We start from the raw sequence: 23,656 nt of genomic DNA on the forward strand, positions 1-23,656 counted from the left end.
ATGCGAACTGCTTCCGAGGGTCCCGCCCGGGGACCCTGCGTTCGGGGAACAGTCCCCGCACTTCAGGAAGGAATCGGACCATGCGCAACTCACCCAACCGCCTCGTCGCCACCATTTTCGGAGCCGTCTACCTGCTGGTGGGCCTCCTGGGCTTCGCCGTCACGTCCGGCGTAGGATTCGTCGCCACCGAGGGTGCGAACCTGATCATCTTCGAGGTCAACCCCCTGCATAACGTCATCCACCTGGCCATTGGCGCCGCGCTGCTGTTCGCCGGACTGCGGGGGACGGACACTGCGCGTACGCTCAACGCCACCGTGGGCGCCGTCTATCTCCTGGTGGGCATCGTGGGACTGTTCCTGCTGGACTCCGCGCTGAACATCATCGCCCTGAACGGTGCCGACAACGTCCTGCACCTCGCCAGCGCCGTCCTGCTCCTGGGCGTGGGCCTGTCCCTGGACAAGTCACCGGCCGCAGCCCGGGCATAGTCATGGCGGCATCCGGCATGACGGGTCCCGCGCCCGCTGCCGACGGGCCGGCGTCCCACGCGATTCCTACGGTGCGGCTTGTTGCCGGATTTGCGGGATTCGGTGCAGGATCGGTCAACCTGGCCATTGCATCCAGCATCTTCGCGGCAGCAACCCGGCCCCCGCAACCGGTTGAGCTCCTCGCCGGCGCTGCGGCCGGGCTCTGGGGCACCGCGCTGCTGGCTGGAGCCATCGTGTTCCTGGCCAAGGACCGGCCGGCCGGCGGCCGGTGGGCAGGATGTGCCCTGGCCGGCGCCGCCGCGGTCCACCTGGCCGCCGTGGCATTCGCCGTCCCGCGGACATCCAGCCTCAACCTGACGCAACTCTCGGCTTTGCTGCTCACGCTGATGATCCTTGCGTCGTTCGGCTGGCTCCGGCGGGCCGAGTCACGCAGGGAAAGTGGCCGGCAGGGAGGCCGCGTCACGGCAGCATCAGTCCGGCCCGGGCAGCTGCTGCTGGGAGCCTTCGCCGGGGCCCTCCTGGTGGCAGGAATAGCGACGCCGGGACTCGCCGCGTCGACGGCCGGCCAGTACGCCGTCCCCCACGGTGAGCACGGGAACCTGGCCCCCGGCGGCCACCACCAACGCTGAAGCCCCGATGGGAACGCCAACCGCGGCCGTTCGACCAACAATCCGACAACCCGACGAGCCTCCACACCGCACCCAGCGGCATGGAGGCTCGTCCGGTTTCCGGTCGGCGCGGCGGTTAGTGGTCCACTGCTTTCTCGGCCCCGATGCCCGTCAGCGAGCGGACTTCCATTTCGGCCTGCTTGGCCGGGTCCTCCCGCCGCTTGTCCAGCGTGGTGCCCAGCCAGCCCAGCAGGAACGCCAGCGGGATGGAGACAATGCCCGGGTTGCTGAGCGGGAAGAGGGCGAAGTTGGCGCCCGGGATCATCGAGGTCTTGGCACCGGAAACCACCGGGGAGAAGACAATGAGCAGGATCGCCGAGGCCAGGCCGCCGTACATGCTCCACACGGCGCCCTGGGTGGTGAACTTTCGCCAGAACAGCGAGTAGATGATGGTGGGGAGGTTGGCCGAGGCGGCGACGGCGAAGGCCAGCGCCACCAGGAAGGCCACGTTCTGGCCATTGGCGAAGATACCGCCCAGGATGGCGAGGATGCCGATCACCACCACGGTGCGCCGGGCCACCCGGACTTCCGTGGCGGCGTCGGCCTTGCCCTTGGCGATGACATTGGCGTAGATGTCGTGCGCAAAGGAAGCGGCGGCCGTGATGGTCAACCCGGCAACCACGGCCAGGATGGTGGCGAACGCGACCGCGGAGATGAAGCCGAGGAGCAACGGGCCGCCCAGGTGGAACGCCAGCAGCGGGGCGGCCGCGTTGACGCCGCCCGGGGCGCTCTTGATGGTGTCCGCGCCCACCAGGGCTGCGGCACCGTAGCCGAGCACCAGGGTGAAGAGGTAGAACAGCCCGATCAGCCAAATGGACCAGACCACGGATTTCCGTGCTTCCTTGGCCGTGGGCACGGTGTAGAAGCGCATCAGCACGTGCGGCAGGGCTGCCGTGCCCAGGACCAAAGCCAGGCCCAGGGACATGAAGTCCAGCTTGGAGGTTTCCGTCTTGCCGTACTGCAGGCCGGGGTTCAGGACGGCAGGGTTGTTGGCGGTCTCCACTGCGCCGCCCAGGAGGGCGGAGAGGTTGAAGCCGTAGATGGCCAGGACCCACAGCGTCATGACTGCGGCGCCGGCGATCAACAGCATGGCCTTGATGATCTGGACCCAGGTGGTGCCTTTCATGCCGCCGATCAGGACGTACATGATCATGAGGGCACCGACGACGATAATCACCAGCGCCTGTCCGCCCCAGTCGCTGATGCCCAGCAGGAGGGAAATCAGGCTTCCCGCACCGGCCATTTGGGCCAGCAGGTAGAAGAAGCAGACGGCAAGCGTGGAGATGGCCGCGGCGATCCGGACCGGGCGCTGTTTCAGCCGGAAGGACAGGACGTCCGCCATGGTGAATTTGCCGGTATTGCGCAGCAGTTCGGCCACCAGGAGCAGCGCCACGAGCCACGCCACCAGGAAGCCGATGGAGTACATGAATCCGTCATAGCCGTTGATGGCGATGGCGCCGGTGATCCCCAGGAAGGATGCAGCGGACAGGTAGTCGCCCGCGATGGCGGTGCCGTTTTGCGAGCCGGTGAACGACCGGCCCGCGGCGTAGTAGTCGGCGGCGGTCTTGTTGTTGCGGCTGGCCCGGAACACGATCACCATGGTCACGGCCACGAACAGGCCGAAGATGCCCATGTTCAAGAGGGTGGTGTCCTTGAGGGCGGCAACGTCCACCGCAGCTGGGATCGCGATCATTTGTTGGCTCCGCCCACTCGGTGTCCGTCCTTGTCGAATTCGTGCCCCTCGATCTCGTTCCTGATTTCGGTGGCGATCGGGTCCAGCTTCCGGTTGGAGTAGTGCACGTACCAGCCGGTGATGGCGAAGGTGGAGACGAACTGGAGCAGGCCGAGGACCAGGCCGACGTTGATGTTGCCCCAGAGCTTGGTGGACATGAAGTCCACCGCGTAGTCGGCTAGCAGGACGTAGGCGAAGTACCACAGCAGGAACGCCACTGCCATGGGGAAGACAAAGCTGCGGTGACGCTTGCGCAGTTCCTGGAACTGCCCGGTCGACTGGACTTCTTCAAAGTCCACGGACGCCGCTGCGTCCGGAGTGTGGGCCTCGTAACCCATCGTTCCTCCTCATTGAGTCGTGCGGTACACACCGGGCGGCAGGGCCTGCGGCAGGAAGACTGCCGTGGACCCTGCCAGGGAAACCGCGGATGTGACTGCAATCACTCTGCGGCCTGTCCGGCCCCCATTCCAGAACTTCACCGCGCGGGGTCGCTCAACGGCTGCGATGCTGCGGCAAACGGCACCCGCCGCTACGCTGGGCACCATGCCGGACTCCCCCCTCCTGACCGCCGCGGCGGTGGCGGTGATCGCCATGGCCATTGCCGTCGTCGTCGGCGTGGGCCTGAAGGTGCTCCGTTCCTTCCGGGAGCTGGGCACCGACGCCGAGCGCGCCACCTACCAGACGCTGCACGCCGCCTCCCAGGCCGGCCAGCATCTGCGCCGTGGGCTGAACCCGGCAGGCGCGGCGAAAGCCAGCCGCCAGCTCCGCTCCCTGCTGGGCTGCGACGCCCTGGCCATCACCGACACATCAGGCGTCCTGGCATGGGACGGCGGAGCCGAGGACATCAGGCCGCGGCTGATGGACCTCGCCGCAGGGGTACTGGAATCAGGCCGGGCCGCCGTGCTCCCGCCAGGCGCGGAGGGAACCGGCGGCCACCTTGCCGGCGTCATCGCCCCGGTGCGGGCCGGCACCCGGGTGGTGGGTGCGGTGGCGGCGTTCGCGCCGGCGGCCGGCGCGGGCCTGGTCCGGGCCACCGGGGAAGTGGCCGACTGGGTGGCGGTACAGGTGGAACTGGCGGAACTGGACGCGTCCCGCACGTTGCTGATGGAGGCGGAAGTGCGGGCACTGCGCGCCCAGATCAGCCCGCACTTCATCTACAACTCGCTCAACGCCATCGCATCGTTCATCAACACGGACCCGGAGCGGGCCAGGGAGCTGGTGGTGGAGTTCGCGGACTTTACCCGGTACTCCTTCCGCCGGCACGGCGACTTCACCACCCTTGCCGAGGAGCTCCGCTGCATCGACCGATACCTGCTGCTGGAGCGGGCCCGGTTCGGCGAACGTGTCCAGGTCAGCCTGCGCATTGCTCCCGAGGTCCTCAGCACAGTCATCCCCTTCCTGAGCCTCCAGCCGCTGGTGGAAAATGCCGTCCGGCACGGGCTTGAGGCCAAGGAGGGACCCGGACACATCAGCATCACTGCCGAGGACGCCGGGGCCTTCGCCGAGGTCACCATCGAAGACGACGGCGTGGGGATGGATCCCGAACAGCTCAAGTCCGTACTGGCGGGCCATACCGACGGGGACCATGTGGGGCTGCGGAACGTGGACGCCCGGCTCCGGCAGGTGTATGGCAACGACCACGGGCTGGTGGTGGAAACGGCGCCCGGTGAGGGAACACTGATCACCATGCGGGTGCCGAAGTCCCAGCCCGGCCACGATGCGTGAGGCGGCTCCCGCCGCTGGAAGTACCCTAGGAGCATGATTAACGTCCTCGTCGTTGACGATGAGTTGCCCGCCGTTGAGGAACTGGCCTTCCTGCTCGGCAGGGATGAGCGCATCGGCAAGGTGCTGCGGGCAACGTCCGGCGCGGAAGCCCTGGCAGCCCTGGCCGGCGGCGGCATCGATGCCGTCTTTCTGGACATCCACATGCCCGCCGTGTCCGGCCTGGACATCGCCGGTTTCATTGCCCGGAGCAGCAATCCGCCGGCAGTTGTCTTCGTCACCGCCGACGAGGACCACGCCCTGGCCGCGTTTGAACTGGCCGCCGTCGACTACCTGCTCAAACCCGTCCGCACCGAGCGCCTGGCCCGCTCCGTAGGGCGGATCAGCGAACTGCGCGACGGCGGCAGCGCGCCGGAGATGATCACGGTGGACCAGGGCGGGACCACCAGGATGATCCGGCGCGACGACGTCACGTACGTGCAGGCGCAGGGCGACTATGCCCGCCTGCACACCGCCGACGCCAGCTACCTCATCCGGGTTCCGCTGGCCGACCTTGAACAGCAGTGGGCGGAGGCCGGTTTCATCCGGACACACCGTTCCTACCTGGTGGCGCTGAAGCACGTGTCCTCGATGAAGCTGGCTGCCGACGCTCCCCGGGTGACCGTCGCCGGGGCGGGGCTGCCCATCAGCCGGCGCCACCTGCCGCTCGTGCGCGAGAAGCTCGAAGCCACCCGGATCAGGCCGCACGCATGACCAGGGTCCGGGTCACTGCCCCGCACGCTTCCCCCGGCAACCCGGGGCGGGGCGGACCCCGGCCGCTGGAATCACGCGAAGCCGCCCAGGATTCCGAAGTGGGCCAGGTTTTCGTCCGGTCGCTGATCAGGTCGCAGCTGCGGCTGGCCTTGGTGGTGGCCGGCGGTTTCCTGCTGATCCTGGCCGCGTTTCCGCTGGTCCTCGTTGCAGTTCCCGGCCTGGCCGACACCCGGATCGCCGGCATCCCCTTCGACTGGCTCCTGCTGGGCATTGGGATCTACCCGGTGATCGGGTTGAGCGCCTGGCTGTACGTCAGGACGGCGGCCCGCAACGAAGCGCGCTACCGCGACCTGGCCGGCGAACAGTGAGCACGGCTGCACAGGACGGCCGGGTGGGGCAGCAGTGAACGCCGGCGTCGCCATCGCAGCGGTCACGGTGGTGTCCCTCGCCACGGCCATCATCGGGTTCTACGGGCTGCGGATCTCGCGCACCACCGGAGATTTCTACGTCGCCTCCCGGACGGTCCGGCCCTGGTGGAACGCGTCGGCGATCGGCGGCGAATACCTGTCCGCCGCCAGCTTCCTTGGCGTGGCCGGACTCATCCTGCTGTCCGGGACGGACGCCTTATGGTTCCCGGTGGGCTATACCGCCGGTTACCTGATGCTGCTGCTCTTTGTCGCCGCGCCGCTGCGCCGGTCCGGGGCCTACACCATCCCGGACTTCACCGAGTCCAGGCTGGCGTCACGGACCGTCCGCAGGGTCACCAGCCTGGTGGTGGTGATGGTCGGCTGGCTGTACATCGTGCCCCAGCTCCATGGCGCGGCGCTGACTATCCGCATCACCACGGGCCTGCCGTCCTGGGTGGGCTCGGTGGCTGTCGTGGTGGTGGTATGCCTCACCGTGGTGGCCGGCGGCATGCGGTCCATCACGTTCGTCCAGGCGTTCCAGTACTGGCTCAAGCTGACGGCCCTTGCCGTGCCCTTCCTGTTCATCGTCTTCGTGCTGGCCGGGCACGGGACGGAACCGCTGGCCCCGGCCGCCGCCAACCCCACGGGGGCGCCCCCCGCCGGCCCGTACCAAAACATTTCCCTGCTGGTGGCATTGCTCTTCGGCACGCTGGGACTGCCGCATGTGCTGGTGCGTTTCTACACCAATCCGGACGGGCACACGGCCAGGCGTACCACGCTGATCGTCCTGGGGCTGTTGTCGGTGTTCTACCTGTTCCCCACCGCGTATGGCCTGGTGGCGCGGATGTTCGCCCCGGACCTGGCCCGTTCGGGCCAGCCGGACGCCATGGTCCTGCGGCTGCCCGGCGAATTCGTTGGCGGTACGGCCGGCAGCCTGCTCTCCGCCCTGGTGGTGGCCGGGGCCTTCGCTGCGTTCCTCTCCACAACCTCCGGCCTGGTGGTCTCCCTGGCCGGCGTCATCAGCCAGGACGTCCTGGGTGGAAGCGTGCGGGGGTTCCGGCTCGCCGCCGTCGTGTCCGCCGTCGTTCCGCTGGGCTTTGCCTTCATGACCGATTCCCTTGCCCTGGCCGGAAGCGTGGGACTGGTGTTCGCGTTCACCGCCTCGACGGTCTGCCCCGTGCTGCTGCTGGGCATCTGGTGGCGGGGGCTGACGGACACCGGAGCCATCGCGGGCATGGTGACGGGCGGGGTGCTGTGTGGCGGGGCGATGATCGCCGGCTCGCTGGCGCTGGCCGGTTCGGGGCAGACGCCGGCGTGGCTCGCCCAGCCTGCGGCCTGGAGCGTGCCCACGGCCTTCGCCGTCATGGTCCTGGTTTCCCGGGCCACGGCCAACCGTGTTCCCGCCACGATGCCGCGGACCATGACGCGCCTCCACACCCCGGAACGGCCGCTGGCAACCGGACGGTGATCGGGAGGACAATAACGCCATGTCCATCGAGGACGGCGGCCCGGCCCGCCGGCAAGGCGCAGTCCCCGCGTCCGTGCGGGCGCAACTGCTGGCCACCGAGCACTGGGGCCTGCTGGCGTCGCGGAGCACTGCCCAAAGCGAGGTGCTGACGCGGATCAGCATGTTCCTGACCTTCACCTCCGCGAGCGTGGTCAGTGTTGCCCTGGTGGGCCAGGCGACGGGGTTCTCGGACGCCTTTGTGCTGCTGGCCGTGGTGGTCCTGTTCATCGATACCGCGATTGGCCTGCTGACCCAACTGCGGGTCATGAACGTGGCCCATGAGGACCTCATGTACGTCACAGCCATGAACCGGCTGCGGGCCGCGTACGTTGACCTTGACCCCGGCGTGGCCCCGTACTTGTTGGCGTCCTGCCACGACGACGAGGCCGGGTCCGTCCAGACGTACTATTTCTTCGGCAACCGGGGCACCTTCAGCCACGTGGCCGGGAGCAGCATGATTTTCATGACGACGGCGTGGCGGCGGTTCAGGCCGCTCTCCCCCACCCCGCCGGAAGGGGATTGACCGGCCCGCTGCACCTGACGGTTCAGTCGATGGCCGCCATCAGCTCGACCACGCGGTCCAGGAAGGCGTCCACCTGGGATTCCTCGTAACCGTCGTGGCCCACGGCCGGACGGAAAACCGCGCGCCGGACGCTGTCCACGCTCAGGGGTTTGTCCTGCTCCAGGTAGGCGACGAGTTCGCGGCACAACCGGTCGACGTCGGCCGTGTTGTAGCTGCGGGCCTTCTTCTTGGTTGGCCGGCGGAACCGCTCACCGTCCGGCCGGTGCAGCCGTCCCCTGAGGATGCCGGAGAGGCTTCCGATTTCGCGCAGCCAGGCTTCCTCGCCGCGGGCCGCAATCAGCTCATCCCGCTCGCGGCGGGCGAAAGCGTCCTCAAGCCGGTCCAGTGCGGCGTCCACCACAGCGGCGGAGTAGCCGCCCTTGACGGGGTCGAAGGACACGGACCTGACGTCGGAGCTGTTGACGGGGTCCCCGGCGGTTTCGGGGGTTTCCAGCGAGACCCGCGCCCGCTGCAGGAACTGGTCCACCTGCTTGGCGTTGTAGCCGTACTCACTGCGCTGCACGCGCTCAAAGGACGCAGGGATCTGCCGATGAATGTCCAATGCCACTTCGATTCCTTCAATGCTTCTTCAGCCGGAGTGCTTCCGCACCAGTTTAAGGTGCCGGAGAGGGTGAAACCGTCCGGACCTGTTGTGTGTCATGTGGGCACGGGCGGGGGCGGTTCCTTCGCGGCCCCGTGCCACGGGCTTCGCTCAGGCGCCGGCCACGAGTCCGTACAGGATGAAGGCCACGGGTGAGGCGAAAACGATGGAGTCCAGCCTGTCCATCACTCCGCCGTGGCCGGGCAGGATGCTGCTCATGTCCTTGACCCCGAGTTCACGCTTGACCATGGACTCGGCCAGGTCCCCGGCGGTGGAGGCGGCCACGGTTCCCACCGCGAGGACCACACCTACCCACCACGGCTTGTCCAGTACGAAGATGGCAGCCAGGACGCCGATCAGCATGGCGCCGGCCGCCGACCCGGCAAAGCCCTCCCAGGACTTCTTGGGGCTTATCTTCGGCGCCATGGGGTGCTTCCCGATGGAGGCTCCCACCAGGTAGCCGAAGGTGTCGTTGGAGACCACCAGCAGCAGCATGACCGCAATCTCCCAGGCGCCGATGGGCGCAAGGCCGCCTGGCCACAGCCCCAGCGGTATGGTCCCGGCAGCGTGCAGCGGCAGTGTCGCGAAGCTGATGAAGAACGGAACCCAGCCCAACGTGAAAACGCCGGCGAAAATGCTGTTGGCCGATCCCGCGGCGCTTTCGATCGAACGCCACAGCAGGACGGCCACGGCGCTGAGCAGCAGGGCGAACAGTTGGCTCTCAATGCCACCGAAGTAAGCCGCGAACGGAAGAGCCACGGTGCCGGTCATCACCGGCACGATGGGCATCCTGGTCCCGTTGGCCTCCAGCGCCCGGTAGATTTCCCAGACACCGAAGACGGCGAAGGCCGTCACGATGGCTACGAATGCCAGCGGGAGGAACAGCAGGCCGCCCAGGACGCCCAGCAACATGGCCAGGCCCACCATGACGGCGGCGGGCAGGTTCCGCCCGGCCTTCGGCGTCGGGTTGCTCCTGGGCTGCTTCCCCCGTGTGCGGGCCCGTGAAGCGGGGGCCTGATCTGCCTGGCCCATCAGACTTCGAGCAGCTCTGCTTCCTTGCGCTTGAGCAGCTCGTCAATGCCGTCCACGTGGGCCTTGGTGAGGCCGTCCAGTTCCTTCTCGGCCCGGCTGCCTTCGTCCTCGCCGGCTTCGCCGTCCTTGACCAGGCGGTCCAGGGTTTCCTTGGCCTTGCGGCGGATGTTGCGGATGGAGACCTTCGCGTCCTCGCCCTTGGTCTTGACGATCTTGACGTATTCCTTGCGGCGTTCCTTGGTCAGTTCAGGAATGGTGATCCGGATGACGTTGCCGTCATTGGACGGATTGGCGCCAACCTCGGAGTCGCTCAAGGCGCGTTCGATGTCCCGCAGGGCGGTCTTGTCGAACGGGGTGATCAGGATGGTGCGGGCGTCCGGGATGGCGAACGAGGCCAGCTGCTGCAGCGGTGTGGGCGAGCCGTAGTACTCCACCAGGACCTTGTTGTAGAGGCCGGGGTTGGCGCGGCCGGTGCGGATGGAAGCGAAGTCTTCCTTGGCTACCTCTACGGCCTTGTCCATCTTTTCTTCGGCTTCGAGCAAGGTTTCTTCGATCACGGTCTCTCCTGACGGTTCTGGTGCAGTCCGGTGGCGCCGGTTGCACTCACGTGGTTCTTTGTTGCTGTTTCCATCCCCGCCGTCGCGGGCGGGGACGGAACTGTCCTGAAATCATCCTAGCCGGAGCTAGGCGCTGACCAGCGTGCCCAGCTTTTCGCCAAGGATGGCGCGGGTGACGTTGCCTTCACCCTCCATGCCGAAGACCACCATCGACAGATCGTTGTCCTTGCACATGGTCATGGCTGTCTGGTCCATGACCCGGATGTCGCGGCGCAGCGCATCGTCGTAGCTGAGGGTTTCCAGGCGCTCGGCGGTGGGGTCCTTCTTGGGGTCTGCCGTGTAGACGGCGTCAACCCCGCTCTTGGCCATCAGGACGACGTCGGCGTGGACTTCCAGGGCGCGTTGGGCGGCCACGGTGTCCGTGGAGAAGTAGGGCAGGCCGGCGCCGGCTCCGAAGATGACCACACGCCCCTTTTCCATGTGGCGGATGGCGCGGCGCGGAATGTAGGCCTCGGCCACCTGGCCCATGGTGATGGCGCTCTGGACGCGGGTTTCCACTCCTGCCTGCTCCAGGAAGTCCTGCAGGGCGAGGCAGTTCATGACGGTTCCCAGCATGCCCATGTAGTCGGCGCGCGAGCGGTCCATGCCGCTCTGGGACAGTTCGGCGCCGCGGAAGAAGTTGCCGCCACCCACCACGATGGCCACTTCAACCTGCGGAACGGCCGCTGCGATCTGCTTGGCGACGTCGCGGACGGTCTCGGGGTCGACACCCAGTTTCCCGCCGCCGAAGACCTCGCCGGAGAGCTTCAGGAGGACCCGCCGCTTGCTCTTCTCTGAATGCATGTCAGTGTTGACGGCTTCCATGATGCCTTCCCGTTGGTGATTCTGAAAAAAGGGTATCCTGCCGGGTCCACTGCTCGGAACCGGCCGCGCTTGCCGCTGCGATTCCAGCGGATTGGGCGCATGCAAAAGGGGCGGCCACCGAAGTGGCCACCCCTTGCAGTTTCGACTAGGAGCCGACGCGGAAACGCGTGAACGCAGTTCCCTTGACACCGGCCTCTTCGAGGATCTGTGCCACGGACTTCTTGGCGTCCTTGGCGAATGCCTGGTCTACCAGGACCTCGCCCTTGTAGAAGCCCGTCACGCGGCCTTCGACGATCTTGGTGAGGGCTGCCTCGGGCTTGCCTTCAGCCTTGGCGGTCTCCTCGGCGATGCGGCGCTCGGACTCAACGAGATCGGCGGGAACGTCCTCACGGGTGAGGTAGTTCGGAGCCATTGCTGCGATGTGGACGGCGACGTCGTGGGCAGCGGTGGCTGCGGCTTCGCCTTCACCGTCAACGGCGAACAGCACGCCGACCTGGGCCGGGAGGTCCTTGGAGGTCTTGTGCAGGTAAGCGTCGACCGTTGCACCCTCGATGCGGGAGATGCGGCGGACCACGACCTTCTCGCCCAGGATGGCGCCCTCTTCGACGACGACCTCGGACAGCGGCTTGCCGTCGACGTCGGTGGCGAGCAGGGTTTCGAGGTCGGCAGCGCCGGACTCGACAGCGACGGCCAGGACCTTGTCGGCCAGCTGGATGAACTTGTCAGCCTTGGCAACGAAGTCGGTCTCGCAGTTGACCTCGATCATGACGCCGACGCCGTTGCTGACCTTTGCGGCCACCAGGCCCTCGGCGGTGGAGCGGCCTTCACGCTTGGTAGCGCCCTTCAGGCCCTTGATGCGGATGATCTCGATGGCCTTCTCGGCGTCACCGTTGGCTTCGTCAAGAGCCTTCTTGACGTCCATCATGCCGGCGCCGGTGCGCTCGCGCAGGGCCTTGATGTCCGCGGCAGTGTAGTTCGCCATGTGAACCCCTCTGTCTAGAAATGTTTGGTGGTGTACGGACCGACAGGACGGCAGCCCACGGGTGTGGGCTGCCATCCTGTCAGCAGCTCCGGCTGCTGACAGCGCGGAGAATCCGGGTTGACGTGTCTTACTTGGCGTCTTCGGCGGGAGCCTCAGCAGCGGGAGCCTCAGCAGCAGCGGGAGCTTCTTCGGCCGGAGCCTCAGCAGCGGGTGCTTCTGCGGCCGGAGCCTCGGCGTTCTCGGCCGGAGCAGCAGCGGCTTCTGCCTTGTTGCCTTCGAGGAGCTCGCGCTCCCATTCGGCCAGGGGCTCTTCCGGAGCTTCGGTGGTGCCGGTGCCGCGGTTGTTGCGGGCGATGAGGCCCTCGGCGACGGCGTCGGCGACAACGCGGGTCAGGAGGTTCACGGAGCGGATGGCGTCGTCGTTGCCCGGGATCGGGAAGTCGACTTCGTCGGGATCGCAGTTGGTGTCCAGGATGGCAACAACCGGGATGTTCAGCTTCTTGGCCTCGTCAACGGCGAGGTGTTCCTTCTTAGTGTCGACAACCCAGAGCACGGACGGAGCCTTGGTCAGGTTGCGGATACCGCCGAGGTTGGACTCGAGCTTGGTCAGTTCACGCTTGAGGAGCAGCAGCTCCTTCTTGGTGTATGCGGAACCGGCGACGTCGTCGAAGTCGATCTCTTCGAGTTCCTTCATGCGCTGGATGCGCTTGGCGACGGTCTGGAAGTTGGTCAGCATACCGCCGAGCCACCGCTGGTTCACGTAGGGCTGGCCCACGCGGGTTGCCTGCTCTGCGATCGCTTCCTGGGCCTGCTTCTTGGTGCCGACGAACAGCACGGTGCCGCCGTGGGCAACAGTGGCCTTGACGAACTCGTAAGCGCGGTCGATGTAGGACAGCGACTGCTGCAGGTCGATGATGTAGATGCCGTTGCGCTCGGTGAAGATGAATCGCTTCATCTTCGGGTTCCAACGGCGGGTCTGGTGTCCAAAGTGGACGCCGCTGTCAAGCAGCTGGCGCATGGTTACGACGGGCATTCCGACGCTCCTTATTTTCCGGCAGGTCATTCATGAGAAACCCCTGGGGTTTCTTACCCTGCCAATAGTTGACGGTTGGTCAGCGTGGCCCGGACGGGCCGTGCTCCTGGCATCCTCCGGTTTTCCCATCAGGGCCAAAGCCCTGACCGCAGGAACCCCGGACCTCCATGGGCAACGCCGTGGCGTTGGCTCCCGGAGGGCTGGATGCGCGTAGTCAGCCGCTGCTCCCCCACACTCCTGAATGAGATGTGCCGACACAACCCGGACAGGGGCATACACCGCGGAGGTGAACCACTGGGACGGGAAGCGTTGAGGGCGCAGCAAACTGCTCCATCAAGTGTACTACAGGCGCCCCTGCGCGCCGGACAGTCCAGGCACCCCGGGCAGCTTATCCACATAGCCGTTTCGTGCCCTGCCGGCATGTCTTACCCCCGGGCATGCTGGTCGCATGAAACCACCAGTCCTGCTGGCCGCCCTCCTGCTCCTGCCGGCGTCCCTGGCTTCGGCCGGGCAGCCTCCGCCGGGCAGGTCCGTTCCGGCCGTCGCCTCAGACGCCGGCATCCCGGGAGTACACCAACAGGGAAGCACGACGACGGCTGCCGAGGCAGGTGCCAGGCCTTCCTGGCGCTGGCCGCTGGCTCCCCGGCCGCCCGTGCTCCGGAGCTTCGATCCGCCGCCAAAACCCTGGCTCAGCGGGCACCGCGGCGTGGACCTGGGGTTCACGGCGGGCGGCACCGGAGTCCTCTCCCCCGCGCCGGGAACGGTAAGTTTCGTGGGCGTCGTGGTGGACCGGCCCGTAATCACCATCGACCACGGGGACGGCCTGCGGAGCAGTTTCGAACCGGTGGAAAGCACACTGGCAGTGGGGGCTGCGGTGGGCGCCGGCGAGGTGATCGGCACGGCGCTGCCTGGACATTGCCCTGCTTCACAATGCCTGCACTGGGGCGTCAGGGACGGGGAAGAGTACGTCAATCCGCTGCAGTTCGTCCTGGACCTGCGCCCGTCCATCCTGCTCCCGCCGGCCGGAGGACCCTAGCAGGCAGCGGATCACACGATGGCTGAGATACCCGTGACAGCGCGGCCCGTCACCAAGCTGTTGATCTCGGCCGTGCCCTCGTAGGAGTAGATGGCCTCGGCGTCGGCGAAGATCTTGGCCATCTCGAAGTCGGTCACGATCCCGTTGCCGCCAAGGATTCCGCGGCCCAGGGCCACGCTGTCCCGCATGCGGGCCGTGGTGAAGGCCTTGGCCAGCGCGGATTGCTCATCCTTCGCCACGCCGGCGTCCTCCAGCTGCGACAAGCGGACCATCATGCCCATGGAGCTGACCGCGTTGCCGAGGATCCGCACCAGCTGGTCCTGGATGAGCTGGAAGGAGGCCAGCGGACGGCCGAACTGCTGACGCTCCACCGCATAGCGGCGGGCCACGTCGAACGCCGCCAGCTGGAGTCCCACGGCCTGCCAGGCGACGGCCAGGCGGGTAACCTTCAGGACTTTGTTGACGTCGCGAAAGCTGTTGGCGTTCGCGAGTTTGAAGTGCTCCGGTACCGCCACGTTATCCAGGACGATGTCGGCGTTCTGGACAGTTCGGAGGGATATCTTGTTCTCGATTTTTGTCGCACTGAAGCCAGCCAGCGCGGTGTCCACCATGAAGCCCTTGACCTGGTTGTCCGCCTCGTCGCGGGCGTACACCACCACCCAGTCAGAGAAGGTGGCGTTGCCGATCCACCGCTTGGCGCCATTGAGGATCCAGTGGCCGCCGTCCTTGCGTGCCGTGGTGCGCGTCCCGCCGGCGACGTCGCTGCCGCCCAGCGGTTCAGTCAGGCCGAAGGCCCCGATCTTCTTCAGTGCGTAAATGTCGGGCAGCCACTCGTCCTGCTGCTCCCGGGATGCCAGCAATTCGATGGAACCGGTGAACAGCCCGTCATGCACGCCCAGGAACGTGGCGATGGAGGCGTCGGCCCGCGTGGCTTCGGCGTGCAGCAAGCCGGCGAACAGGTTGGAGTAGCCCTGCCGCCGGACGGGGCTGACCAGGTCCACGGTGGCGAGCTTGGGCACCAGGTCCATCGGAAACTCCCCGCGGTTCCAGCAGTCCACGGCGATCGGACGGACCTCGCGTGCCAGGAAGTCCCGGACTTCGGCCAGCCGGTCCCGTTCCTTGTCGGAGAGGAGTTGCTCGAAGGCGAAGAAGTCGCCGTCGGCGTAGGGAAGCTCGTGGGGATCAACTGCCGAGGTGGGCATCAGTACCTTCTTTGGTGATCAGTGGCAGCCAGGCCGCGGTGGCCGGCAGGTATGTTACTGGTCAGTAACATACCTGAGGGTGCCCCGTTAACCAAGAAGGCCGCGGCCGACAAGGATTGTCGGCCGCGGCTTTTCCACGGCGGTAGGGCTACTCGGACTTGAACCGAGGACCTTAGGATTATGAGTCCCGCGCTCTAACCAGCTGAGCTATAGCCCCCAGCGGCCCCTGGGAGCGGGCGCAAACGCGACGCTCCGGCAGGGCAAAAACACTCTAGCAAACCCGGGAAAGGGTTCAGACCACTTTGTCCTCGTACGTGGCGCCGCGGTAGAGGTCCTCGAAGGTCTGCAGCGTGCCCTGGATGCTGTGGGGCTCCACCATCTGCCGGCTGGCCCGGCCCATGGCGCGCCGTTCGTCCTCGGGCAGTTCCAGGACCTGGGTGATCTTCTTGGCGAGGTCGTCACTGTCGTTGGGCGTGAAGAGGTAGCCGTTCTCGCCATCGCGCACCAGGTGCGGCAGGGCCATGGCGTCGGCCAGGACCACAGGTGTGGAGGCGGACATCGCCTCGAGGGTCACCAGCGACTGCAGTTCGGCGGTTCCGGGCATGCAGAAGAGGTCGGCCGCGATGTAGGCCCTGCGGAGTTCGTCGTCGCTGGCAAGCCCCAGGAACTTCACTCTGCCGCCAAGGCCCAGCCGCCGCACCAGGTCCTCGAGGGCGGTCCGCACTTCGCCGCCGCCCACGATCTCCAGGTGGACATTCAGTTCCGCCGGCGTCTTGCCGATTGCTTCGATGAGCACGTCAACGTGTTTTTCCTCGGCGAGGCGCCCGGCAAAGAGCACAGTGGGGTTGGCATGCGGTTCGATGTGTTCACCGGGCTGCAGCTCGTAGGCGGCGGAGTCGATGCCATTGGACAGCGGCAGGACCTTCCGCAGGAACGCGTGCTCGTGCATGGCCTTGGCGGCCAGCGGCGTGGGCGTGGTGACGACGTCCGCCTGGCCCATGACCTTGCCCATGTCTTTCCAGGAGACACGCCCGATGATGTCCTTCAGCCACTGCGGGAACGGCAGGAACGGGTTGAGGTTCTCCGGCATGAAGTGGTTGGTGGCCACTACCCGGATGCCGCGTTTCACGGCCTCATAGAGGACGTGCTCGCCGATCATGTAGTGGCTTTGGATGTGCACCACGTCCGGCTTGACCCGGTCGAAGAGCATGCTGATTTCCCCCTTGATTTCCCAGGGGAAGCAGAGGCGGAAGGTCTCGTGGGTGAACGCCTTGTGCGAGCGGAGCCGGTGCACGGTTGCTTCGCCGTGGAATTCGGTGAAGCTCTTTCCCTTGCTGTCGCGGGAGGCCAGGACATGGACGTTGTGTCCCCGGGCAGTCATTCCCTTGGCCAGCCGGTATCCGAACTGGGCCGCGCCGTTGACGTCCGGCGGATAGGTGTCCGCCGCGATCAGGATGGTCAGGGGGCGCTGGTCGGCTGGCGTGGTCATGTGGAGTACTCCTGATGGTCACGGTGCGGGCAGCGTGGAACTGACTGCACGGTTGGCCGCCGGCGCAGTTGGCTCACGGCCTCGCGGGATTGCTTGGGATGTGCGGGAATGGGCTATTGGGTCGTTTTGCCGGCGGCCTTCCGCGCGTCCTTCTTGCGCTTGGTGACCTCCGGGTGGTGCCGGGAGAGGGCGATAACCCCAACGATAGCAAGGCACGCCGCCGTTCCCATCGCGATGGCCATGACCGCGTGGACGTCGGGGCGGAGTTCGCCCAGGATGATGATGCCGATGGCTATGCCAACCATGGGGTCGACCACCGTAAGTCCGGCAATCACCAGGTCCGGAGGGCCGGTGGAGTACGCGCTCTGGACAAACCAGGAGCCCAGGCCGCCGGCAGCGATGATGGCCACCACCGAGTACCACTGCACGTTCAGCAGGAACAGCCCGTTGGGGTCCAGCAGGTGCTTGCCGATGATCCGGGTCAGGACCGCCACGAAGCCGAACAGGATACCGGCGCCAAGGATGTAGACGAAGGCGTTCATGCGGTGCTTGAACGTTACCGCCAGCGTGCCGAACAAGCCCACCGCGAGGGCAAGCAGCAGCACGATGGTCAGCTCGTCTGCGAGGCTGACGTGGTGGCTTTCCTGGGTGACGTTGACCGCAAGGAGGACAAAGAGCGCCGATCCCGTGACGCAGGCCGCTATGGAAACCGCCGTGGCACGGTTGATGGTGAGGTCCTGGTCCCGGGCATTGACCACCGTGGTGATCACCAGGGCAATGGCGCCAATGGGCTGCACCACGGTCAGCGGGGCTGACACCAGGGCGACGGCGTTCATGGCCATGCCCAGGCACAACAACAGGAGCCCGAACACCCAGCGGGGGTTGCGCAGCAGGCGGAGGAAACCGTTGGAGCTCAGCGCGAGGCCGCCGGTATCGGCCTTGACGGCGCTCCCCTGCCGTTGGGCACCGAGGGCCAGGCAGAAGGCGCCAAGGACCGCCAGGGCGACGGCGATCCACACCATCAGCCGTTACCGCCGTTGTGTTGCTCCACTTCACGGCCTTTGCGCAGCATGGCCCAAAAATAGTTGTAGGCGGCAATCCAGTGGCCCACCAGGCCCAGGCCCAGCACCACCCAGGCGGCGGCCAGGAGTTGACCGGCGAAACCGGTGTCCAGGCGGGACAGGAGCAGCAGCGGCGTTCCCAGGAGGAGGAGCCCGGTCCTGACCTTGCCCACGACGCTGACCGGGAGGTCGGGATGGCCGTGGAAGAGGAAAAGCGTCAGGACCAGCAGGATCGCGTCCGGGACCACCAGTGCGGCGAGGTAGAGCCAGTGCACGACGCCGGCGATCACCAGGGTGACAGCCACGGCAAGCAGTGCCAGCCGGTCCGCAATGGGATCGAGGACTCGGCCGAGCTTGGAGGCTTGGTCAAAACGGCGGGCAATGTACCCGTCAATCCAGTCCGTTCCGGCCATGACCACCAGGACGATCACCCCGGCTCCGTACTCCCTTTGGGCCAGGACAAGCCAGATGAAGAGCGGAACGCCCATGAACCGCACCACAGTGAGCAGGTTGGGGATGGTGAACATGCGGTCGTGGTCCACCAGGGGGTGGCCGGGGCGGGCGCCTGCACCAATGAACCTCACCCGTCCCCCTCTCCTTGCTGGTGCGCCGCAGCGCGGTCTTTCGGTTGTGCGTTACAGGCCTGTTCAGGCCTGGTTGGAGCGGAGAAGCCTCCGGAGCAGGACCACCAGGACGGCGCCGGCAGCTGCGAGGGCGGCCAGCGGCCTCCAGCGCCGGGCCAGGTCCGCGGATTCTGCCACTTCCGCAAACCGCTGTCCTGCCGCGTCCGCGCCGCGGGCGGCGAGCACCTGGCCCTCCCGGGCTTTGACCCGGGCGGCGGCCAGCAGGTACCGGGCCTGCGTCTTGAAGTCCAACTCCGTGCCGAGTTCATCCCGGACCTCGGTGAGGTGGTGGCGGCGCTGGCTGAGCCGGCGCACCAGCTCCGGTTCGGAAGCGTGCGGGAACTCCTGGTCGTGCTGGGCGGCCTTGGCTTCCTTCCCAGCCTTCGCCTTGGCGGCGGCCTCGGCCTTGGCAGCCTTCGCGGCCTTTGCTTCCGGGCTGTCCGGATCCAGGACGGCGGGGTTGAAGGCGGATCCTTCGCGGGCGACGCCGAGATCGTACTTGATGCCGCGGATAGTTTCTTCCGGCATCAGCGGCATGGCTTTCTTGAACCTGGCAAGGCCCACCAGGCCGCCAACCAGGGCGATGACCAGGAAGGCGGCGGACACCAGGAGCGCTGCCAGCCAGGCGGGCATGATGGTGGCCAGGCCCATGATGGCGGCGACAATCAGGCCCACCACCAGGAACGCCACGAAGACCAGGGCGATGGCGAAGAAGGCTGCCGCCACCCCCACCTGGATGCCCTTGCGCTTGAGTTCGATCTTGGCGAAGGCGATCTCGTCGTTGAGCTGGCGGGGGGCCAACCGGAAAAGGAGTCTTGCCGTCCCGGGCAGCGCGGTGATGCGCAATCCGGGACTGGTGCGCCCGCTGTGACGTCCACTCATCGGTTCCGCCTTACTGGTCGTCTGGGTCGATAATGCATCCGTTGTGCTGTGGAAATGTGCAGCCGCACAGTCCACGCCACCCAAACTATCATTCAGGTTCAGGGCGAACTCCGGGGCTTGCCGGGCGGCGCGGCCTACAACGCTGCAAATCCTAACCGGCCGGGCCTAGGATTGGTGACCGTGACCAATGCCCCCAATCCAGGCGACCTGCTGACCCGCCGCCGGAAGCTGCTGTACATCCTCCTCCTGGGCGCCCTGACTGCCTTGGGTCCATTTACGATCGACCTTTACCTGCCGGCCTTTCCGGCGCTGGAGGCAAGCCTCGGCGTGACAGAAGCACAGGTGCAGCTGACCCTGGCCGGAACCACCGTGGGCTTTGCGTTCGGGCAGCTGGTGGTGGGGCCCTTCAGCGACAAGTTTGGCCGCAGGATTCCCCTGATCCTTGCCACCGCCCTGCATATCGCCGCATCCGTGGGTGCGGCCCTGTCCGCGGACATCACCACACTGGGGATTTTCCGGGTGCTGATGGGGGTCGGCGCCGCCGGAGGCGGCGTGGTGGCCATGGCCATGGTGCGTGACCTTTTCTCCGGGTACGCCATGGTGCGGATGTTCTCCCGGATGGCCCTGGTCAACGGCCTGGCGCCCATCCTGGCACCCGTGATCGGCTCCCAGCTGCTGCTGGTGATGCCCTGGCCCGGGATCTTCGTGTTCCTGGCCAGTTACGGAACCCTGGTCATCGTTGCCGCGCTGCTCCTGGTGCGCGAGACGCTTCCGCCGGAGAAACGGGGCCAAAGCGGCATGACGGCCCGGCAGCGGTACAAAGCACTCTTCAGCGACCGGATCTTCGTGGGACTGCTCATGGTGGCCGGGTTCAATTTTGGCGGCCTCTTCACCTACTTGTCGGCGTCGCCCTTCCTGTTCCAGGACGTGTTCGGGTTCTCCGCCCAGCAGTACGGGCTGCTCTTTGGCATCAACTCCCTGGGCATCGTGGCCGGCGTGCAAACCAGTTCGCGCCTGATCCGGATTGTCCCGCCGCAGTGGATCCTGGCCTGCGCCACGGCCTGGATGTTCCTGATGGCCCTGCTGATTGTCGTGTTCGACCGCGTGGGCCTGGGGCTTTGGGGGGTGATGATCCCGCTGTGGTTCTACATCATGGGTACGGGTTTCATGTTCCCCTGCGTCCAGGTGCTGGCACTTGCCGGCCATGCGGCCCAGGCGGGGACGGCGGCGTCACTGCTGGGTGCGGCCACGTTCCTCATGGCCGGACTGATCTCCCCCGTGGTGGGCTGGCTCGGCATTACCAGCGCGGCACCCATGGGTTCGGTCCAGGCCGCGTGCATCCTGCTGGCTATCGCGGCCCTGTGGCTGGTTGTCCGCCCGCGCACGGTCCCGTCGATCCACTAAAAGTCGACCAGTAAAGGCGCCCGATGAGCCGGAAACCGCACCGCAACGGACGGGGACTCTTCCTGGGAGCCGTGCTTGGCGCCGTCGTCGGCTATTTTGCCGGCCGGGCCCTGGGCAACCCGGCCTGGGGCATCATCCTGGGGACGCTGGCCGGCGCCGCGCTGCTGTACCGGATCAACCCGGGTTCCCGGAAACGGCGCTGACTGGCGGGCCTGGCGGGGGCCGCGGCTCCCTGCCTTACTGCGCCTTCGCGCGATAAAATGTTGCCGTGCCCAACTGGCAGAACCAACCGCCACTTCCGGCCACATGGCAACGGTGCGACGCCCGGATCCTGCCACTGTGGTGGGAGCGTCTGTGTGCCCAGGCCGGGCAGCAGTCAGCGGCGCTCTACGCCGCGGGGCTGTTCACCGAGGACCGCCGCCGTCCCATCGCCCAGTGGTTCAATCCCGCCTTCAACGCGGCCCTGCTGGTGGCTCCTGAGACCTCGCCGGAGTGGCCGGTGCAGCGGTTCGGGATTTTCTACGCCCCGCCGGATGCCGGCTTTGTCCGCATCCACTCGGCACCGCACGAATGGAACCCGCGCCAGCCCCGGAGGTCGCCTACGGAAAACGAGGCCTTCAACGCGGCGATCGCGGAGGCCGAAAGATTCCTGCAGGTGGAAATGGACTTCGTCTAAACCTGTGACTGCGTTAAACCTGTGCCCGCGGAAAGAAAAAATCCCTGTTCCTCCAGCTGGAGGAACAGGGATTTTCCGTTGCGCTCCTCCTGCTGGACTTGAACCAGCAACCCTTCGATTAACAGTCGAATGCTCTGCCAATTGAGCTAAGGAGGAATGAAGCAGGTATGACATTAGCAAAGGATTCCGGCCCAAGGGAAATCGGCGGTTTTCCGGGCCCAAACAGCCCCTCCGGCAAAGAAAAGTCCCCGTTCCGGAGGCCGGAACGGGGACTGGGCGCTCCTCCTGCTGGACTTGAACCAGCAACCCTTCGATTAACAGTCGAATGCTCTGCCAATTGAGCTAAGGAGGAATGAAGCGGGTATTAGCCTAGCAAACACCTGCGGCGGAAACGAAATCGGGACGCTGCCCGGCCCGGCCACCCGCCTGAGTGCCGCTACGCCTCGGCGCGCAGGGCCCGGCGTTCCATTTCCAGCATCATCAGTTCGCGGTTGAGCCGCTGGTAGGTTTCCGGATCCGCAGCGGGATCGAGCCGCTGCAGCTGCCCCATCTTCTCTGCCTTGACCCGGGTGATCTGCAGTTCGAACAGGCGGGACAGGATGTCGCGGCAGTACTTCAGCACGGCTTCCTCCGTATGGGCTGGCAGCGGCACCACGGCCAGCTCCGAGACCAGCGGCCGGAGGGGTTCCGGAACTTCATGCATCACGTGTTCCACCCAGCGCACCGGATCACCGGCCGCCTGCCCCGGGCCGCTGGCGCGCATGGCGTCGTGGACGGCCTGGAAGGCGGGCGTGGCGAACCGGGCGGCAGCGAAGCGGTCCCAGACGGCGCCGGCCAGCAACGCCGGCTGCTGGAGCGCCACCTCCAGGGCCTGGCGTTCCATCGAGGCCACGGGATCCCGCGGGTCCGGTCGGTGGAAAGAAGGGACAGCGCCCGACGACGGCCCGGCAGCAACGCCGGGGCCGCCGGGCCGGGCGGCACCCGGCTGGGCGGGGTTGCCGGCCTGCTGCTGGCCCGGGGCGGCCGGACGTGCCGTGTCCCCCCGTTTCACGGCCGCCGTAACCAGGCGAAGCACCTCGTTGGGGTCCGGCATGCCCAGCCAGCCGGTCAGCGCCTGGCAGTAGCCCGTCCGGGTGGAGGCGTCCCGGATGGCGGCCACCACGGGCACGGAGGCTTTCAGGCCCTGTACCCGGCCCTCCACGGTGTCCAGGTTGAACTGCTTCAACGTGGTGCGGATGGCGAATTCAAACAGCGGCCGGCGGGACTGGATGAGGGCGTGCACGGCTTCGTCGCCGCGGCTCAGGCGCAGGTCGCAGGGATCGGCCCCGGTGGGTTCCACGGCCACGTAGGTCTGGGCCGTGAAGCGCTGGTCTTCCTCGAAGGCCCGCAGGGCCGCTTTCTGACCGGCGGCGTCCCCGTCGAAGGTGAACACCACTTCTCCCCCGGTGCCGTCGTCGGACAACAGCCGGCGGGCGATCTTGATGTGCTCGGTGCCGAACGCCGTGCCACAGGTGGCCACCGCCGTCGTTATTCCGGCCAAGTGGCAGGCCATCACGTCGGTGTAGCCCTCCACCACCACCAGTTGGCGGTCCTTGGCGATGCTGCGCTTGGCGAGGTCGATTCCGTACAGGACCTGGGACTTCTTGTAGAGCGTGGTTTCGGGGGTGTTGAGGTATTTGGGGCCTTGGTCGTCCTCGTAGAGCTTGCGGGCCCCGAAGCCGATGGTGTCGCCGGCGATGTCCTTGATGGGCCAGATGAGGCGGCCCCGGAAGCGGTCGTAGATTCCGCGGTTGCCCTCTGAGAACATGCCGGTGAGCTTCAGCTCGGCGTCGGTGAAGCCGCGGCCCCGGAGGTGCTTCAGGAGCGCGTCCCAGCCCTGGGGGGCGTATCCGCAGCCGAAGTGTTCGGCTGCGGCCCGGTCGAAGCCCCTGCCGTGCAGGAAGTTCCGGGCCTCGGCGGCACCGGGCGTGAGCAGCTGGGCGCGGAAGAACTCGTCGGCGATCTTGTGGGCGTCCAGCAGCCGCTGCCGCCGCCCCACTTCTTCCCGGTTGGGCCCGGTTCCACCGTCCTCGTAGCGCAGCTCGTAGCCGATCCGGGCGGCAAGCTTTTCCACCGCTTCGTGGAAGGAGCTGTGGTCCTGCTTTTGGACGAAGGCGATGACGTCTCCGTCCTCGCCGCAGCCAAAGCAGTGGTACCGGCCTACCTGGGGGCGGACGGTGAAGGACGGCGAGCGCTCGTCGTGGAAGGGGCACAGACCCTTGAAGGTTCCCAGCCCGGCGCCTTTGAGCGTGACGTAGCCGTCAACAACTTCCTTGATGTCCGTGCGCTGGCGTACTTCGTCGATATCTTCACGTTTAATCAGCCCAGCCACACAGCAA

25 protein-coding genes and 3 tRNA genes are annotated in these 23,656 nt (G+C 66.7%); 11 read left to right on the forward strand and 17 right to left on the reverse strand.

What is annotated here, in order from left to right:
- Positions 1–80 precede the first annotated feature (80 nt).
- Both QF050_RS17160 and QF050_RS17165 read left to right on the forward strand, forming a co-directional pair.
- Complete coding sequence (locus tag QF050_RS17160) at positions 81–485, forward strand: DUF4383 domain-containing protein (protein ID WP_308931495.1); 405 nt, start codon at positions 81–83, stop codon at positions 483–485.
- 17 nt (positions 486–502) lie between these two features.
- Complete coding sequence (locus tag QF050_RS17165) at positions 503–1,114, forward strand: hypothetical protein (RefSeq protein WP_308931496.1); 612 nt, start codon at positions 503–505, stop codon at positions 1,112–1,114.
- 115 nt (positions 1,115–1,229) lie between these two features.
- Here QF050_RS17165 and QF050_RS17170 read toward each other — a convergent pair whose 3' ends face one another.
- Together QF050_RS17170 and QF050_RS17175 are read right to left on the reverse strand one after the other, a co-directional pair.
- On the reverse strand, positions 1,230–2,846 hold the full coding sequence (locus QF050_RS17170) for a cation acetate symporter (RefSeq protein WP_018763440.1): 1,617 nt from the start codon (positions 2,844–2,846) through the stop codon (positions 1,230–1,232).
- The gene (locus QF050_RS17175; RefSeq protein WP_308931497.1) at positions 2,843–3,223 is read right to left on the reverse strand and encodes a DUF485 domain-containing protein; all 381 of its coding nucleotides are present in this window, start codon (positions 3,221–3,223) and stop codon (positions 2,843–2,845) included. Before QF050_RS17175 ends, QF050_RS17170 begins: the two co-directional genes overlap by 4 nt.
- Positions 3,224–3,428: 205 nt before the next feature.
- Between QF050_RS17175 and QF050_RS17180 the strand changes: the two genes are divergently transcribed.
- From QF050_RS17180 to QF050_RS17200, 5 genes are read left to right on the forward strand one after another with little or no spacing between them, the layout of a single operon-like run.
- The gene (locus tag QF050_RS17180; RefSeq protein ID WP_308931498.1) at positions 3,429–4,610 is read left to right on the forward strand and encodes a histidine kinase; all 1,182 of its coding nucleotides are present in this window, start codon (positions 3,429–3,431) and stop codon (positions 4,608–4,610) included.
- A 33-nt stretch (positions 4,611–4,643) separates the two neighbouring features.
- A complete protein-coding gene (locus QF050_RS17185; RefSeq protein ID WP_308931499.1) occupies positions 4,644–5,360 on the forward strand; it encodes a LytTR family DNA-binding domain-containing protein in 717 nt (238 codons plus the stop codon).
- Positions 5,357–5,728, forward strand: coding sequence for a hypothetical protein (locus tag QF050_RS17190; RefSeq protein WP_308931500.1), 372 nt, complete (start codon positions 5,357–5,359; stop codon positions 5,726–5,728). Before QF050_RS17185 ends, QF050_RS17190 begins: the two co-directional genes overlap by 4 nt.
- A gap of 34 nt (positions 5,729–5,762) precedes the next feature.
- The gene (locus tag QF050_RS17195; RefSeq protein ID WP_308931501.1) at positions 5,763–7,235 is read left to right on the forward strand and encodes a cation acetate symporter; all 1,473 of its coding nucleotides are present in this window, start codon (positions 5,763–5,765) and stop codon (positions 7,233–7,235) included.
- Between the two features lie 19 nt (positions 7,236–7,254).
- Complete coding sequence (locus tag QF050_RS17200) at positions 7,255–7,797, forward strand: hypothetical protein (protein ID WP_308931502.1); 543 nt, start codon at positions 7,255–7,257, stop codon at positions 7,795–7,797.
- Positions 7,798–7,819: 22 nt separating this feature from the next.
- Here the strand turns inward: QF050_RS17200 and QF050_RS17205 are convergent, their stop codons facing one another.
- The 6 genes from QF050_RS17205 to rpsB form a co-directional block, all read right to left on the reverse strand.
- Positions 7,820–8,404, reverse strand: coding sequence for a DivIVA domain-containing protein (locus tag QF050_RS17205; protein WP_308931503.1), 585 nt, complete (start codon positions 8,402–8,404; stop codon positions 7,820–7,822).
- A 144-nt stretch (positions 8,405–8,548) separates the two neighbouring features.
- Positions 8,549–9,469, reverse strand: coding sequence for a phosphatidate cytidylyltransferase (locus tag QF050_RS17210; RefSeq protein ID WP_308931504.1), 921 nt, complete (start codon positions 9,467–9,469; stop codon positions 8,549–8,551).
- On the reverse strand, positions 9,469–10,026 hold the full coding sequence (gene frr / locus QF050_RS17215) for a ribosome recycling factor (protein WP_308931505.1): 558 nt from the start codon (positions 10,024–10,026) through the stop codon (positions 9,469–9,471). Before frr ends, QF050_RS17210 begins: the two co-directional genes overlap by 1 nt.
- Before the next feature lie 126 nt (positions 10,027–10,152).
- Complete coding sequence (pyrH, locus tag QF050_RS17220; RefSeq protein WP_308931506.1) at positions 10,153–10,890, reverse strand: UMP kinase; 738 nt, start codon at positions 10,888–10,890, stop codon at positions 10,153–10,155.
- Positions 10,891–11,035: 145 nt separating this feature from the next.
- Positions 11,036–11,872, reverse strand: a complete 837-nt coding sequence (gene tsf, locus QF050_RS17225; RefSeq protein ID WP_018763429.1) for a translation elongation factor Ts — start codon at positions 11,870–11,872, stop codon at positions 11,036–11,038.
- Between the two features lie 127 nt (positions 11,873–11,999).
- Positions 12,000–12,905: a 30S ribosomal protein S2 gene (gene rpsB, locus QF050_RS17230; protein WP_308931507.1), complete on the reverse strand. Its 906-nt coding sequence runs from the start codon at positions 12,903–12,905 to the stop codon at positions 12,000–12,002.
- Positions 12,906–13,353: 448 nt separating this feature from the next.
- Here rpsB and QF050_RS17235 point away from each other — a divergent pair, with 448 nt between their 5' ends.
- The gene (locus QF050_RS17235; RefSeq protein WP_308931508.1) at positions 13,354–13,941 is read left to right on the forward strand and encodes a peptidoglycan DD-metalloendopeptidase family protein; all 588 of its coding nucleotides are present in this window, start codon (positions 13,354–13,356) and stop codon (positions 13,939–13,941) included.
- An 11-nt stretch (positions 13,942–13,952) separates the two neighbouring features.
- Here the strand turns inward: QF050_RS17235 and QF050_RS17240 are convergent, their stop codons facing one another.
- The 6 genes from QF050_RS17240 to QF050_RS17265 form a co-directional block, all read right to left on the reverse strand.
- A complete protein-coding gene (locus tag QF050_RS17240) occupies positions 13,953–15,143 on the reverse strand; it encodes an acyl-CoA dehydrogenase family protein (RefSeq protein ID WP_308931509.1) in 1,191 nt (396 codons plus the stop codon).
- A gap of 143 nt (positions 15,144–15,286) precedes the next feature.
- A tRNA-Ile gene (locus QF050_RS17245) sits at positions 15,287–15,360 on the reverse strand.
- A gap of 75 nt (positions 15,361–15,435) precedes the next feature.
- Complete coding sequence (locus QF050_RS17250; RefSeq protein ID WP_308931510.1) at positions 15,436–16,632, reverse strand: glycosyltransferase; 1,197 nt, start codon at positions 16,630–16,632, stop codon at positions 15,436–15,438.
- Positions 16,633–16,745: 113 nt separating this feature from the next.
- On the reverse strand, positions 16,746–17,654 hold the full coding sequence (locus tag QF050_RS17255; RefSeq protein WP_308931511.1) for a DMT family transporter: 909 nt from the start codon (positions 17,652–17,654) through the stop codon (positions 16,746–16,748).
- Positions 17,654–18,277, reverse strand: a complete 624-nt coding sequence (locus tag QF050_RS17260; RefSeq protein WP_308931512.1) for a CDP-alcohol phosphatidyltransferase family protein — start codon at positions 18,275–18,277, stop codon at positions 17,654–17,656. Before QF050_RS17260 ends, QF050_RS17255 begins: the two co-directional genes overlap by 1 nt.
- 63 nt (positions 18,278–18,340) lie before the next feature.
- A complete protein-coding gene (locus QF050_RS17265) occupies positions 18,341–19,198 on the reverse strand; it encodes a phage holin family protein (protein ID WP_308931513.1) in 858 nt (285 codons plus the stop codon).
- A gap of 180 nt (positions 19,199–19,378) precedes the next feature.
- Between QF050_RS17265 and QF050_RS17270 the strand changes: the two genes are divergently transcribed.
- The 3 genes from QF050_RS17270 (at position 19,379) to QF050_RS17280 (ending at position 21,278) form a co-directional block, all read left to right on the forward strand.
- Positions 19,379–20,602, forward strand: coding sequence for a multidrug effflux MFS transporter (locus QF050_RS17270; protein ID WP_374121540.1), 1,224 nt, complete (start codon positions 19,379–19,381; stop codon positions 20,600–20,602).
- A gap of 23 nt (positions 20,603–20,625) precedes the next feature.
- On the forward strand, positions 20,626–20,805 hold the full coding sequence (locus QF050_RS17275; protein ID WP_308931515.1) for a glycine zipper 2TM domain-containing protein: 180 nt from the start codon (positions 20,626–20,628) through the stop codon (positions 20,803–20,805).
- Between the two features lie 65 nt (positions 20,806–20,870).
- On the forward strand, positions 20,871–21,278 hold the full coding sequence (locus tag QF050_RS17280; protein ID WP_308931516.1) for a hypothetical protein: 408 nt from the start codon (positions 20,871–20,873) through the stop codon (positions 21,276–21,278).
- An 83-nt stretch (positions 21,279–21,361) separates the two neighbouring features.
- On the opposite strand, the gene QF050_RS17285 is transcribed toward QF050_RS17280, so the two are convergent.
- From QF050_RS17285 to dnaG, 3 genes are all read right to left on the reverse strand, one after another.
- Positions 21,362–21,434: transfer RNA gene (locus QF050_RS17285), tRNA-Asn, on the reverse strand.
- Between the two features lie 123 nt (positions 21,435–21,557).
- Positions 21,558–21,630, reverse strand: a tRNA-Asn gene (locus QF050_RS17290).
- A gap of 84 nt (positions 21,631–21,714) precedes the next feature.
- On the reverse strand, positions 21,715–23,649 hold the full coding sequence (gene dnaG, locus QF050_RS17295; protein WP_308931517.1) for a DNA primase: 1,935 nt from the start codon (positions 23,647–23,649) through the stop codon (positions 21,715–21,717).
- Positions 23,650–23,656 lie beyond the last annotated feature (7 nt).

This window comes from Arthrobacter sp. SLBN-112, from assembly GCF_030944625.1.
Classification (GTDB): Bacteria; Actinomycetota; Actinomycetes; order Actinomycetales; family Micrococcaceae; genus Arthrobacter.

Excerpts from the sequence above, each read along its gene's own strand:
- QF050_RS17160 (WP_308931495.1), top strand. The coding sequence starts at position 81 with ATGCGCAACTCACCCAACCGCCTCGTCGCCACCATTTTCGGAGCCGTC.
- QF050_RS17165 (WP_308931496.1), top strand. The coding sequence starts at position 503 with ATGACGGGTCCCGCGCCCGCTGCCGACGGGCCGGCGTCCCACGCGATT.
- QF050_RS17170 (WP_018763440.1), bottom strand. The coding sequence starts at position 2,846 with ATGATCGCGATCCCAGCTGCGGTGGACGTTGCCGCCCTCAAGGACACC.
- QF050_RS17175 (WP_308931497.1), bottom strand. The coding sequence starts at position 3,223 with ATGGGTTACGAGGCCCACACTCCGGACGCAGCGGCGTCCGTGGACTTT.
- QF050_RS17180 (WP_308931498.1), top strand. The coding sequence starts at position 3,429 with ATGCCGGACTCCCCCCTCCTGACCGCCGCGGCGGTGGCGGTGATCGCC.
- QF050_RS17185 (WP_308931499.1), top strand. The coding sequence starts at position 4,644 with ATGATTAACGTCCTCGTCGTTGACGATGAGTTGCCCGCCGTTGAGGAA.
- QF050_RS17190 (WP_308931500.1), top strand. The coding sequence starts at position 5,357 with ATGACCAGGGTCCGGGTCACTGCCCCGCACGCTTCCCCCGGCAACCCG.
- QF050_RS17200 (WP_308931502.1), top strand. The coding sequence starts at position 7,255 with ATGTCCATCGAGGACGGCGGCCCGGCCCGCCGGCAAGGCGCAGTCCCC.
- QF050_RS17210 (WP_308931504.1), bottom strand. The coding sequence starts at position 9,469 with ATGGGCCAGGCAGATCAGGCCCCCGCTTCACGGGCCCGCACACGGGGG.
- pyrH (WP_308931506.1), bottom strand. The coding sequence starts at position 10,890 with ATGGAAGCCGTCAACACTGACATGCATTCAGAGAAGAGCAAGCGGCGG.
- tsf (WP_018763429.1), bottom strand. The coding sequence starts at position 11,872 with ATGGCGAACTACACTGCCGCGGACATCAAGGCCCTGCGCGAGCGCACC.
- rpsB (WP_308931507.1), bottom strand. The coding sequence starts at position 12,905 with ATGCCCGTCGTAACCATGCGCCAGCTGCTTGACAGCGGCGTCCACTTT.
- QF050_RS17235 (WP_308931508.1), top strand. The coding sequence starts at position 13,354 with ATGAAACCACCAGTCCTGCTGGCCGCCCTCCTGCTCCTGCCGGCGTCC.
- QF050_RS17240 (WP_308931509.1), bottom strand. The coding sequence starts at position 15,143 with ATGCCCACCTCGGCAGTTGATCCCCACGAGCTTCCCTACGCCGACGGC.
- QF050_RS17250 (WP_308931510.1), bottom strand. The coding sequence starts at position 16,632 with ATGACCACGCCAGCCGACCAGCGCCCCCTGACCATCCTGATCGCGGCG.
- QF050_RS17255 (WP_308931511.1), bottom strand. The coding sequence starts at position 17,654 with ATGGTGTGGATCGCCGTCGCCCTGGCGGTCCTTGGCGCCTTCTGCCTG.
- QF050_RS17265 (WP_308931513.1), bottom strand. The coding sequence starts at position 19,198 with ATGAGTGGACGTCACAGCGGGCGCACCAGTCCCGGATTGCGCATCACC.
- QF050_RS17275 (WP_308931515.1), top strand. The coding sequence starts at position 20,626 with ATGAGCCGGAAACCGCACCGCAACGGACGGGGACTCTTCCTGGGAGCC.